Consider the following 11,572-nt stretch of genomic DNA (forward strand, 5'->3'; position numbering starts at 1 on the left):
ACTCTTCAAGCGGGAGTAGCTCAGTTGGTAGAGCGGCAGCTTCCCAAGCTGCAGGCCGTGGGTTCGAACCCCATTTCCCGCTCATTGATTATCAGCCAGTCAGGTACGTACCTGACTGGCTTTTTATTGGGGTTTGCACCAAGCTGGATGGCAACGCCCTAATGATTGCCAACTCATCCTATACTGCCAGTTACTGACTATATCCATAGTGGCCGAATGACAATTCTTTACCGGTTTCGAGTTTGACGTGGGTACGTTCAGTTAAGGGCGTTAGCTGCTGGAAGGCGTCGCGGCGGCCCTTTACATCGGCGTCGTCGAAACGGCGGTAGGTGGGCCAGTCAACGTAGGCGCAGTTGGTTTCAGTATCCAGAAAACCGCCCGATCGCAGATGTTCTTCATCCAGCTCAGGTACGTAGATTACCGTCAGAGAAACGGAAAGACCAGGTTTTAGGTAAAATGTCCAGGTTAATTTCATACACACTAGGGTTGCCCAAACAGATCTGTGTCGTACGTTTCGCGCATATGCCGCTCAATAACGGCAAAAATTAACCGACCTGTCTGTGCAGGCTCCAGTTGATACTTTTTTAATAATGCTTTCTCCAACGAATGAATCAAGACCATGATCGCCTGCCTCATCTTGTCGGCTAGCAGCTTGATCGATTCAGTCCTTAGTTCATCGTATGTTATGAAATCGAAGTGGTATTGATTCACTTGAACAGGCAGCTCCGGGCTTCTAACGCGTTTCGATTTAGCGTCATGATACAGTTTAGCCAGGCTGGCAAATTCGCTACGAAAGCCTGGATCATTGTACAGGTCATTCACTAGCTCCTGATATACCAACTGTATACGTTGTTCTATGCCGGATTGCGACAGATCCCAGTACCACCAGTTGGCCGGGTTTTGCGGCTGGCTGGCAACGCGTCGTTGATAAACGGCTTTGAATAGGTGTAGCATGAACTTGTAATCGGCCTCAGGCTCGTTTCCCGGCCGGCTAATACTGAGCCGATGCAACTTCAGGCCAACGCAAGGCGAGTAGCCGACACCCAACGAACTGGTAGCCAGTGCCTGCTTCATATCTGCCTCGGTCAACTTCGATTGGCCGACCAGGAAGCCCAGTTCCATGAGACGCAGATGCCTTGCTTCGTTGTCTAATCCGGCAAACTGAACCAGTAGATCTACGTCGGCACGAACACCCTGCCCAAACTGGAGGATCGCAATTTCTTCGTCAAGGCTCATCGGATTCATGGGTTCGTGTCATTCGTCTGGAGTATACATGGCTAACACACATTCCGCTCCTAAATTTCCAGCCTGCGGCACTATAAATTCAACTTTACCCGAAAGCTCACTTATTCGGGTTAACCAATCGACTAATAGAACAATTCATCTATTTTATTGTACAACTCATGTAGCTTATGTTAAATGTGATCTAGTTATGAATACGCTGTCGCTGCGGGTGTTGTTGGTCGATGATGACGATGACGACCGCCAACTGATTCGCTGGGCATTGACCAATGCCATTCAACAGGTAGTTATCGAAGACATGACTACTGGCCAGGAACTGATCGACTGGCTGGCTACTTATCGGCAGTTATCACCCGAGGATGCAGCCGCTGATAGTTCGTTCGTGACCGTTATCCTGCTCGATATGCACATGCCTAAATTAACTGGACTGGAAACGCTGCGGTTGCTGGGCAACATGCAGGATCTGGCGTATATGCCGGTTGTGATGCTTACTTCGTCGATGAATGAACAGTTGAAGCACCAGGCCTACGAGCAGGGTATTCACCTGTATATGGTTAAACCAACGGGGCCGGGTGGTTTTCACCGGGTAGTTGAAGCCGTTAAGCTCTGCTTTCGGGATACACTCCGCATGCGTGACCAAATGGAGGAAATGCTCTAGGTGACTGTCCTACGCTGGTAACGTCATAATAGTGCTGATCGATGAGGACGGTACTCCCTTCTTTATGCGTGAATGGCTCGCTTTTTGACAAGCATTACTCTATAAATCATATGGACTCCATTGATCTGCTAGTCAGCCGTTACTAAACCATTTGAACCAACGGCTGTCTACTGATACATACTCAACGATATAGCCGCTAATGAAGCATTCCTTCCACTTGTTCTTGATGCTCCTGGCAAGTCTTGTGGGCTTTGTCGTCTATTGTACCATGTGGATCGATTGGGTCCAGGATTTTTCAACTGGTGCCTACGCACGCGACTACCTGGAGGCTGCGGTAGAAACCATCGTACTGGCAGGCTACACCTATTTAGCCGTCCGGTTTGCCTATAGCCGACTGAATACACTGTAACTAATTTACCAGAAACGGCAACTTTTAGTATATAGTTAAGGAGCTTTGATTCATCTCAATAGTACCAGTATTTTTAATCGCCCCTGTATCAGCCGAGGTAACTATTGCTTTACTTTTACGGCGACTCTATTTCGTTACATCTTTGAAGCCGTTTACCTCTGCTGACTTTCAACAAGCTAAAGCCAATCACCTCCGGTTCAAGAGTCGTTTGCGCGCTATTTTATACGGCGAGACATCCGAGCAGGAGTCGACTGTTCTTTCTCAGTATGCCTGCGAAGTAGGCAGGTGGATTTACGGCCGGGCCCTGGTTGACTACGAACATATTCCAGAAGTCCATGAATTAGAGCGGGTTCATGCGTCCATCCACGTGGTAGCCCGCGATATGGTCAGGCAGTACCACGACGGTCATGTTGACGAAGCCCGTCGGGGTCTGTTAACGATGGAACAGATAGCCGACCAGTTGGTAGACCTGCTGCAACTGGTAGAGGAAAAAGTGGCTGGTGAACAGAAACACACGGCCGCAATCGATGATCCGGTAACCACCGAGGCCACGCTGTTGTCCATGTTGCTGGCGCAGAATCAGCAATTAGACGCCCAGATTAAACAACAGGTAATTACCGGTAGGCAAACCAGTGAACGACATGACCCCGAGCGACAGCTTCTGCACGATTTCTTCATGCAGGCACCCGCCGCTCACTGTATTTTACGCGGCCCTTCCCACATTTTTGAGTTAGCTAATCCAGCTTATCAGGACTTGATTGGCGAGCGTGAGATCCTGGGCAAACCTGTTCGCGAAGCCTTACCTGAACTGGAAGGTCAGGGATTTTACGAATTGCTCGATACCGTGTATACCACCGGTGAGCCTTTTGTGGGGAAAGAACTGTCTATTTTTCTGCATAACGCACAGGGCATAGTCCGAAAAGCGTATCTGAATTTCATTTATCAGCCGATCAGGAACGAACAGAGGCAGGTCGAAGGGATTCTGGCGTTTGCCTATGAAGTTACCGAACAAATACTTGCCAGAGACGCCATTGCCGAGAGCGAAGCGAAGTTCAGGGCCCTGATCGAAGAAGCACCCATTGCCACTTGCTTGCTGGTGGGTGCAGAGATGGTCATCGAAATAGCCAATGACACGATCATGAATTACTGGGGGAAGGGCCCCTCGGTCATTGGCAAGCCCCTGCTGGAGGCAGTACCGGAACTCAAAGGCCAGGCCACTATGCAACGGCTGGCGAAAGGGTATGAGACGGGTCAGGCCTACAGCGTTCGGTCGGTAAGTGGCCAACTGGAGAAAGAAGGCATGCTGAAAACGTACTTCTTTGATACTCATTACAAACCTATACGCAACACCAACGGCGACGTGTATGCGCTTGTTGTGATGGGAATAGATGTAACAGAGCAGGTTGTTACCCAGCAAAAGCTGGAAGCATCCCAGACCGATCTTATCCAGACCAATCAACGGCTCAACCTGGCGCTCGACGCGGGCAGGTTGGGTACGTATGAACTTGACCTGGCAACTGGCCTGATGACGTGCAGTGATCAGTGCAAACGGAATTATGGCCAGCCAACCGAAGATCCCTTTAACTTCCCCGACTTGCTGCGGATCATTATCGACGCCGATCGGGCACGCGTTGAACAGACAATACACAATGCACTGACAACCCAGACTACCTACTACGCTGAATACCGAATCACGTGGCCCGATAATAGTCTGCACTGGGTTAAAGCATCGGGACTCGGAGTATACGCGGCTGATGGTCAGGCAGTAAAGATTACTGGCGTTACGCAGGATATTACGGCTCGGCGCATGGCGCAGGAAGAACTGGAACAGCAGGTGCAGCAACGTACCCAGCAAATTCAGGAGTCGAATCAGGACTTGCTGCGCTCGAATGAGAACCTACAGCAGTTTGCCTATGTAGCCAGCCATGATTTGCAGGAGCCACTGCGCAAGATTCAGGCGTTCGGTGATCTGCTTCAAACCCAGTATGGTGACCAGATAGGAGAGGGCGTTGCTCATCTTGAACGGATGCAATCCGCCGCCAACCGAATGTCGACACTCATTCGTGATTTGCTGGCCTTTTCGCGTATCTCAACCCGGCAGGAAGCAACTTCAGGGGTGTCATTAAACCAGGTTATCCACCAGGTGTTGACCGATCTGGATTTCCAGATCCGGGGAGCGGAGGCCGACATTGAAGTTACCCAGCTACCCGATGTGCTGGGCGACAAATCGCAGTTGAGTCAGCTTTTCCAGAACCTACTGAGTAACGCCCTGAAGTTTCATAAGGTTGGTGAGCGGCCTCAAATTCGGGTCAGCGCACAGTTGGTCAGGCTCGATGCCCTTCCCACTTCAGTAAAGCCCACCCGGAAAGTAGCTACCTATCAGCACATTACGGTAACAGACAACGGCATTGGTTTCGACGAGAAGTACCTAAGTCGAATTTTTCAGGTGTTTCAGCGTCTGCACAGTAAGAGCGAGTATGCAGGTACGGGCGTTGGGCTGGCCATCTGCGAAAAGGTGGCAGCCAATCATGGAGGAGCTATTACGGCCAGTAGCGAACCAGGTCGGGGCGCTACGTTTCACGTCTACTTTCCGGCTTAAGTTGTAGTCATTAGTAGTCGTTTATTGTCATCGGTAGTCATTAGTTGCCGGTTAACAATGAATGACTACCAATGACCACAAATGACAATTAAATGGCGGCGAATTTATCGGCAATTGCCTGCCGTAGTTTATCCACTTTCGAGGTCCAGTCGATGCCAATGGCAGAGTGGCCAGCCGCGTCGGCGATGTCTTTCTGCTCTAGTGCATATTTCAGCATTGCCTGAAGATCAATAAAACTCAAGTTTGATAAGGAATCCATGATTTCGTTGGTAGAAAACGGGTTGCCATGCGCTAAACGTGCCGTGCTTCCTCTGAAGCAACACGACGCACAGTGTGCCTAACTATACTGAAAACAAGGGCGATTGTTTCCAGAAACCGAGGCGCCGTTACAGGAAGTAGCCGGGTGCTCATAGCTCGCAAACAAGGTATGGGTGTACGCAAACAGGGCCAATAGCCTGACGGCGAGTTGCTCTTACCAGTAAAAAGTCCGTATTTTAAGGGCGGTAATGACTAAAGCGGCCCCACATAAAGAGCAACAGCTATACTGGATAAGCGGCATCATTGCCGCCTGTTTGCTGCTATTGGCACCAATCTGGAGCACCAAAAACAGCCCGGAAATAGCGCAAAAGAGCTCGGTTTCGGCTACCACATCTACCCGGCCCGACAGCGAATCGGCTATTGCCGCGATTGGGGGTAGCCACGGAGCAGTGGCACGTGTCACGATCCGGCTGAGCTTTCCCTTTGGCCCTGGGCTTACCCTTCCGCCCACCCTGCCGGCTATCTTCAACTGGGGTGCAACTGCTCAAATAGGCGGTCGTCAATTTCCTGTCTGTTACCCATTTCGCTTCCTGAAGCTCATTTTCGAGCACCAGATTGCGATCAATGCGCCCTGACGCGAACAGCTTTTACACCCTTCATGCGTCGGATGTGAGTTACACCCTATCTTCAGAATAGGTCGTAACTGGCCCGAGCATACTCTATGCTGCTCTACACAACCCCTGACTGCTCTGTTCAGGTACGTTAACCCCGTTGGCCTACCAGCCCACCGAAATGGTCCTGTACCGCTGATTACACAGTAGCTAACTCACTCAACATCATGATTTCTCAACAAACTCTGGTCTCCGCGCCCCAGACCTATCTCCATCGGTTAAAAGATGGTGCTTTTCTGCTGGCCGGTGTCTTGTGCGCAGGCATGGGCCTCAATGGGTTCTTACTGCCCAATAACTTCATAGACGGGGGCGCAATGGGCATCTCCCTCCTGCTCGAAATCACGACCGGGGCCGAACTGGCGCTGCTGGTTATCCTGGTCAACCTGCCGTTTATCTGGCTTGGCTATCGGCAGATATCCAGCGGTTTTGCCATCCGAACAACAATCGCTATTAGCCTGCTGGCAGTCTGTCTGGTGGTTGTACCTTACCCGGTGGTTACGACCGATAAACTGCTGATTTCTGTTTTCGGTGGCTTTTTCCTGGGCGCCGGTATCGGACTGGCTATCCGGGGCGGCGGTGTCCTCGACGGCACGGAAGTCCTCGCGATCTGGGTTAGTCGCCGGTCGGCGCTGACGGTGGGCGACGTTATCATGGTGATCAACGTCTTGGTTTTCAGTGCTGCTGCCATTCTGCTAACCGTTGAAACGGCCCTTTACGCCATGCTAACGTACCTGGCGGCCTCCAAAACCGTCGACTTTCTGATTCATGGTATCGAAGAATACACCGCCGTCATCATCGTCTCTGACCAGCACGAGTCGCTGAGGCATATGATCACCGAGAAGCTAGGGCGTGGTGTTACGGTGTTCAAAGGAGAAAAAGGCTATGGAAAACGGGGGCACAAACAGGAAGATACCAGCATTCTGTATGCCGTGGTGACCCGCCTGGAGCTAACCCGCCTGAAAGACAGCATCAGCCGAATCGATGAAAACGCCTTTGTTATCAACCACGGCATCGACGACGCCAAGGGAGGCATGATTAAAGGGCGCCCCCTGCATTAGGCAATTGGCCGGGCGGCAACGGAAAACTTATAAATAGGCAGGTGGTTCATTACCAGGTACCTGGTTGCTTTCAGTGCGCAGTAAACCTGGGTACGTTATCAAAAAATTAACTCACCGTATGGATTCGTTTAGTTATGATTTGTGGCTGGTCATCGTTGCCTTAGCTATTTTAGCCGTAGCCTGGCTACCGTCTTTGCTGGCCGAGCACCCCCTCTCCTATCCAATTCTATTTGTGGCCGGTGGGTGGCTGCTCTATCAGTTGCCGTTCGCTCTGCCAGACCCGCTCCCGCTGAGCCATCCCCAGCTAACTACGCACTTGACAGAGCTTTGCGTTATTGTGGCCCTGACCGGAACAGGGCTCAAGATCGACCGGAAATTTAGCTGGCGGGGGTGGCGAATTCCCCTCCGCCTCATCTGGCTGACGATGGTCGTGACCATTGCCGTATTTGCCTTTTTTGCGTGGAAATGGGCGAACTGGTCCCTGGCGACAGCCCTGTTTCTGGCAGCCAGTCTGGCCCCGACCGATCCGGTGCTGGCGGGCGATGTGCAGGTGGGCGACCCAAATGAAGGCGGTGAAGATACCGTGCGGTTTGCCCTGACGGCCGAGGCGGGCCTGAACGACGGCATGGCGTTCCCGTTTGTGTATCTGGCCATTGCGTTGGCCCATACTACCGGACTGCCAGCGGCCGAGTTACCCCATTGGGTACTCGTCGACCTGCTGTATCGGGTTGGCGTTGGCGTACTGGGCGGTTGGCTATCTGGGCGGCTGCTGGCGTATCTGATCTTCGAATTACCCCAACGCATCAGCATCAAAACAACGGCCTATGGTTTTGTGGCCCTGGCCGTGACTCTCATCAGCTACGGCCTCACCGAACTCTTGCACGGCTACGGCTTTCTGGCAGTTTTCGTGGCGGCTATCACCATCCGCAATCACGAACGTACCCACGAGTACCACACCTACATGCACGCGTTTTCCGATCAGATCGAACGGCTGCTGGTGGCACTACTGCTGCTATTGTTTGGTGGCGCCATTGCCAAAGGTCTGCTGCATGCGCTGACTGGTGAGGATGCCGTGCTGGGGGTGGTGCTTGTGTTCCTCATTCGACCACTGCTTGGCTGGCTCACGTTGTGGAAAACAAATGCACGGGGCCTGAAACGCTGGATAATCGCCAGCTTCGGCATTCGCGGCATCGGCTCGATGTTTTATATTGCTTACGGACTACAGCAAGCCAGCTTTGCTGAACCAGCCCGAATCTGGGCACTAACCGGCTGGATTATCGTCCTTTCTGTGTTTGTACATGGTATGTCGGCCACCCCGGTCATGAAACGGCTGGACCGCCGCCTGGCACCGGCAAGTTCGCCTCAAACGTAGGCGTTGGTGCGCTGGCTTGCCTGTTTCCTGTCAATCTTTAGAGGAACTAACCGGGTGGTTTCTTCTCTTTCAACCGGCAGAGGGAGTCCTCTGCACTTCGCTACCGATACTACTATGGCCAGAGTTTTAATTCAGTTTGCTCATCCTATCCTCAGTAAATCCCGGATTCATGCGACGCTGCTCAACTACTGTTCGCGTCTGAAAAACGTGACGGTCAACGATCTGTATGAACAATATCCCGATTTGTACATCAACGTAGAACGGGAACAGCGCCTGTTGCTCAACCACGACATCGTCGTTTTTCAGCATCCCTTTTACTGGTACAGTAGTCCGGCTATTGTGAAGCAGTGGTTCGATCTGGTGCTGGAACACAACTGGGCGTATGGCCGGGAGGGCAAGGCACTGGCTGGTAAGGCCATGATGAATGCGATTTCGTGCGGGGGTAGCCGACAGGCATATAGCCCTACAGGTACTAACCGGTTCACGATCAACCAGTTTCTGGCGCCGTTTGACCAGACGGCCAATCTGTGCAAAATGACGTACCTGCCTCCGTTCGTCATTCACACGACCCATCGCCTTACCGACGAGCAGTTGAATGAGTACGGCGATCAGTACTGCCAGTTGATATCGGCGCTGGTCAACGATCAGTTTACGGCCGACGACTTTGGCAGGGTCCAGTATGTCAATGAGTTAGTATAATGCTATAATCCAGTAATTACTCTACGTATCATGCAGGAATCGTTCTTTTTTCAGGCCATGGTCTACCTGGCCGCCGCTGTTGTGATGGTGCCGATTGCCAAAAAAGTGGGTTTGGGCTCGGTGCTGGGTTATTTGCTGGCAGGTGTTCTGATTGGCCCGGCCTGTCTACAATTTATTGGTCATGAAGGCACTGACATCATGCACTTTGCCGAATTTGGCGTGGTGATGATGCTGTTCGTGATTGGCCTTGAACTGGAACCGTCCCGGCTCTGGCGCTTACGAAAGTCAATTCTCGGTATGGGCGGCTTCCAGATTGGCGTTACCTCCGTCGTAATTGCGGGTTTAGCTCTCCTGTTCGGCATCAACTGGCAGCAGTCGCTCGTTTTGGGCATGATCATCGCCATGTCGTCGACTGCCATCGTGTTGCAGTCGCTCAACGAAAAGGGACTGATGCAGACCGCCGCCGGGCAGGGCTCCTTTGCCGTGCTTCTGTTTCAGGACATTGCCGTTATTCCCATGCTGGCGCTGTTTCCTTTGCTCGCTACCGAACCAGCTATGGCTCAGGCGGGGGGCGAACATGCCAGTGCCACCCTGATCGATTCATTGCCGACCTGGCTACAGCCGGTGGTTGTGCTGGGGTCAGTAGCGGCCATTATCATCACCGGCCGCTACCTGACACCCCCGCTGTTTCGCATCGTAGCCCGAACCGGCATGCGCGAACTGTTCACCGCTACAGCGCTCCTACTGGTAGTCGGCATTGCGGTGCTGATGACTACCGTGGGCCTGAGCCCAGCCCTGGGTACGTTCCTGGCGGGAGTGGTACTGGCCAACAGTGAGTACCGTCATGAACTGGAAAGCGACATCGACCCCTTCAAAGGTCTGTTGCTTGGCCTGTTCTTCATTGCAGTCGGCGCCTCGATCGACTTTCAACTCATTATGGCTAGCCCCCTGCTGATTTTCGGTCTGGTGCTGGGCATTATGCTCTGCAAACTGCTGGTGCTGGCCGTCCTTGGCCGCACTTTCAAGCTATCCACCGAACAGAATCTGATTTTCAGCTTTGGTCTATGTCAGGTAGGTGAATTCGCGTTTGTGCTGTTCAGTTTCACCGCACAGGAAGGAGTTCTGCCCAAACCATTGACCGACATTATGACGGCCGTTGTTGCGATCAGTATGGCGTTTACGCCACTTTTTATGCTGCTGAACGAAAAACTGCTGTTGCCCCGGCTGGGGGTGAAAGAAAAAGAGGATCGGGAAAGTGATGTTGTTTCAGAAGATAACCCCGTTATCATTGCCGGCTACGGCCACTTTGGCAACACGATCGGCCGCTTCTTGCAGGCAAACAATGTGGGTACTACTGTGCTCGATGTAGACAGTGACAACGTGACGTGGCTCCGTAGAATGGGTTTTAAAGTTTACTACGGCGACGCCAGTCGCCACGACCTGCTCGATATTGCCGGGGCAGCGAAAGCCCGGATCATCGTCATCGCCATTAATGACCCTGAAAAACGGCTGGAGCTGATCGAGACAGTCAAGAAACACTTTCCCAACCTCCATATCCTGGTTCGATCCACGAACCGATATGATGCCTACGACCTGATGAACGCAGGTATGCTGCACATTTACCGGGAAACGCTGGATACCAGCCTGCGGCTCGGCGTTGATGCCCTCACACTGCTGGGGCACCGGTCGCACGAAGCGGCCCGTGCGGCCAAAACGTTTTTTATCCATGACGAAAAAACGCTGAAAAAGCTTTCGGCCATTCGCAATGAAGAGGAATACCTGACGGCCGCCCGCGAAACGATGGACGAGCTGGAACGGCTTATTCAGGCCGACCGAAACGCCACCAGCCTGTATATCGAGGAAGGATGGGACGATACCAGCCTGGTAGCCGAAGCAAAATCGACCGCTTAGTGCATGGTTTAATTGTCGTCTGACACATTCATCTCCAGCTCTTTGGCTGTTTCCCAGGAGAAAGGAAGCCAATGGCCGTTGTGGGCGTCGTATACTTCTGTTGCCGCCTGGCAAGCAAATAGCTTGTAGTCGAACTTGGGGTAATTACCCACCAGATATCCAGGGTAGTAGTAGGTTTTCTGCTGGCGTTGAGCGTACAGAATCTTCTGCAACATCAGGTACTTGCCCAGGCTTTGCTTATGATAAGCGGGATGATAGAAGTTCATAATACCGGCAATACTCCGGTCGCCGTTGTCGAAAATACCGGCCGCAATCAGCTTGCCATTGTCCCGCACTTCAATCACGTACGTATCGAATATCGTACGTGCACTACCTTCGAGCAGGCAGGATTCAACGGAGTAGGGCGCATCGAAATCAAGGCTATTCCAGTACACATCATATAATTCTTCCAGTTCATCGGTTAGCACAAGCGGCTTCACAGTGACGGAAAAAGGGCTGTTGATGCGCAGCAGCCTATTCTGTTTTGGCCCAAAGGTGACAGCCGACAGTACAATCCGCAACCAGTGGACGGGATAACGTACCTCATCGAAGTGCACATAGCGGCATGTAAAAATCTGCTGCTGCATCCTGAAATACCCTCGGCTCAGGAATAGATCAAGCCTGCTTCGTTCTATCATTACGGTAAGTAGTCGCTA

The 11,572-nt window shown here is 52.2% G+C and carries 12 protein-coding genes and 1 tRNA gene; 9 read left to right on the forward strand and 4 right to left on the reverse strand.

Translation table 11 applies throughout. The features are described 5' to 3' along the window. Positions 1-9: 9 nt before the first annotated feature. A tRNA-Gly gene (locus ACFE8Q_RS21235) sits at positions 10-82 on the forward strand. A gap of 108 nt (positions 83-190) precedes the next feature. Here the strand turns inward: ACFE8Q_RS21235 and ACFE8Q_RS21240 are convergent. Beyond that, a complete protein-coding gene (locus ACFE8Q_RS21240; RefSeq protein WP_375447446.1) occupies positions 191-475 on the reverse strand; it encodes a hypothetical protein in 285 nt (94 codons plus the stop codon). Positions 476-480: 5 nt separating this feature from the next. Next, the gene (locus ACFE8Q_RS21245) at positions 481-1,236 is read right to left on the reverse strand and encodes a DUF5958 family protein (RefSeq protein WP_375447447.1); all 756 of its coding nucleotides are present in this window, start codon (positions 1,234-1,236) and stop codon (positions 481-483) included. Positions 1,237-1,432: 196 nt separating this feature from the next. On the opposite strand from ACFE8Q_RS21245, the gene ACFE8Q_RS21250 reads away from it, so the two are divergent. From ACFE8Q_RS21250 to ACFE8Q_RS21260, 3 genes are all read left to right on the forward strand, one after another. Then, a complete protein-coding gene (locus tag ACFE8Q_RS21250; protein WP_375447448.1) occupies positions 1,433-1,900 on the forward strand; it encodes a response regulator in 468 nt (155 codons plus the stop codon). A 226-nt stretch (positions 1,901-2,126) separates the two neighbouring features. After that, positions 2,127-2,309 carry a hypothetical protein gene (locus tag ACFE8Q_RS21255; RefSeq protein WP_375447449.1) on the forward strand — a complete coding sequence of 61 codons (183 nt, stop codon included), beginning with the start codon at positions 2,127-2,129 and terminating at the stop codon, positions 2,307-2,309. Between the two features lie 142 nt (positions 2,310-2,451). Continuing rightward, positions 2,452-4,908, forward strand: a complete 2,457-nt coding sequence (locus ACFE8Q_RS21260; protein WP_375447450.1) for an ATP-binding protein — start codon at positions 2,452-2,454, stop codon at positions 4,906-4,908. An 88-nt stretch (positions 4,909-4,996) separates the two neighbouring features. Here ACFE8Q_RS21260 and ACFE8Q_RS21265 read toward each other — a convergent pair whose 3' ends face one another. After that, complete coding sequence (locus ACFE8Q_RS21265) at positions 4,997-5,167, reverse strand: hypothetical protein (protein ID WP_375447451.1); 171 nt, start codon at positions 5,165-5,167, stop codon at positions 4,997-4,999. 247 nt (positions 5,168-5,414) lie between these two features. Here ACFE8Q_RS21265 and ACFE8Q_RS21270 point away from each other — a divergent pair, with 247 nt between their 5' ends. The 5 genes from ACFE8Q_RS21270 (at position 5,415) to ACFE8Q_RS21290 (ending at position 10,877) form a co-directional block, all read left to right on the forward strand. Continuing rightward, entirely contained in the window at positions 5,415-5,801 is a 387-nt protein-coding gene (locus tag ACFE8Q_RS21270) for a hypothetical protein (protein WP_375447452.1), read from the forward strand. A 203-nt stretch (positions 5,802-6,004) separates the two neighbouring features. Beyond that, positions 6,005-6,895 (forward strand): YitT family protein, encoded by an 891-nt coding sequence (locus tag ACFE8Q_RS21275; RefSeq protein ID WP_375447453.1) that lies wholly within the window; start codon positions 6,005-6,007, stop codon positions 6,893-6,895. Between the two features lie 118 nt (positions 6,896-7,013). Continuing rightward, positions 7,014-8,267, forward strand: a complete 1,254-nt coding sequence (locus tag ACFE8Q_RS21280; protein ID WP_375447454.1) for a cation:proton antiporter — start codon at positions 7,014-7,016, stop codon at positions 8,265-8,267. Positions 8,268-8,381: 114 nt separating this feature from the next. Beyond that, positions 8,382-8,966: an NAD(P)H-dependent oxidoreductase gene (locus tag ACFE8Q_RS21285; RefSeq protein ID WP_375447455.1), complete on the forward strand. Its 585-nt coding sequence runs from the start codon at positions 8,382-8,384 to the stop codon at positions 8,964-8,966. 30 nt (positions 8,967-8,996) lie between these two features. Continuing rightward, on the forward strand, positions 8,997-10,877 hold the full coding sequence (locus ACFE8Q_RS21290; protein WP_375447456.1) for a monovalent cation:proton antiporter-2 (CPA2) family protein: 1,881 nt from the start codon (positions 8,997-8,999) through the stop codon (positions 10,875-10,877). 8 nt (positions 10,878-10,885) lie between these two features. On the opposite strand, the gene ACFE8Q_RS21295 is transcribed toward ACFE8Q_RS21290, so the two are convergent. Then, complete coding sequence (locus ACFE8Q_RS21295; protein WP_375447527.1) at positions 10,886-11,551, reverse strand: arginine-tRNA-protein transferase; 666 nt, start codon at positions 11,549-11,551, stop codon at positions 10,886-10,888. Positions 11,552-11,572 lie beyond the last annotated feature (21 nt).

Origin of the sequence: uncultured Fibrella sp., from assembly GCF_964250085.1 — a bacterium.
Taxonomy (GTDB): Bacteria; Bacteroidota; Bacteroidia; order Cytophagales; family Spirosomataceae; genus Fibrella.

Bases quoted from the DNA above. Each gene is read 5' to 3' on its own strand.
- ACFE8Q_RS21240 (WP_375447446.1), bottom strand. From the start codon at position 475: ATGAAATTAACCTGGACATTTTACCTAAAACCTGGTCTTTCCGTTTCT.
- ACFE8Q_RS21245 (WP_375447447.1), bottom strand. From the start codon at position 1,236: ATGAGCCTTGACGAAGAAATTGCGATCCTCCAGTTTGGGCAGGGTGTT.
- ACFE8Q_RS21250 (WP_375447448.1), top strand. From the start codon at position 1,433: ATGAATACGCTGTCGCTGCGGGTGTTGTTGGTCGATGATGACGATGAC.
- ACFE8Q_RS21255 (WP_375447449.1), top strand. From the start codon at position 2,127: ATGCTCCTGGCAAGTCTTGTGGGCTTTGTCGTCTATTGTACCATGTGG.
- ACFE8Q_RS21265 (WP_375447451.1), bottom strand. From the start codon at position 5,167: ATGGATTCCTTATCAAACTTGAGTTTTATTGATCTTCAGGCAATGCTG.
- ACFE8Q_RS21270 (WP_375447452.1), top strand. From the start codon at position 5,415: ATGACTAAAGCGGCCCCACATAAAGAGCAACAGCTATACTGGATAAGC.
- ACFE8Q_RS21275 (WP_375447453.1), top strand. From the start codon at position 6,005: ATGATTTCTCAACAAACTCTGGTCTCCGCGCCCCAGACCTATCTCCAT.
- ACFE8Q_RS21280 (WP_375447454.1), top strand. From the start codon at position 7,014: ATGGATTCGTTTAGTTATGATTTGTGGCTGGTCATCGTTGCCTTAGCT.
- ACFE8Q_RS21285 (WP_375447455.1), top strand. From the start codon at position 8,382: ATGGCCAGAGTTTTAATTCAGTTTGCTCATCCTATCCTCAGTAAATCC.
- ACFE8Q_RS21290 (WP_375447456.1), top strand. From the start codon at position 8,997: ATGCAGGAATCGTTCTTTTTTCAGGCCATGGTCTACCTGGCCGCCGCT.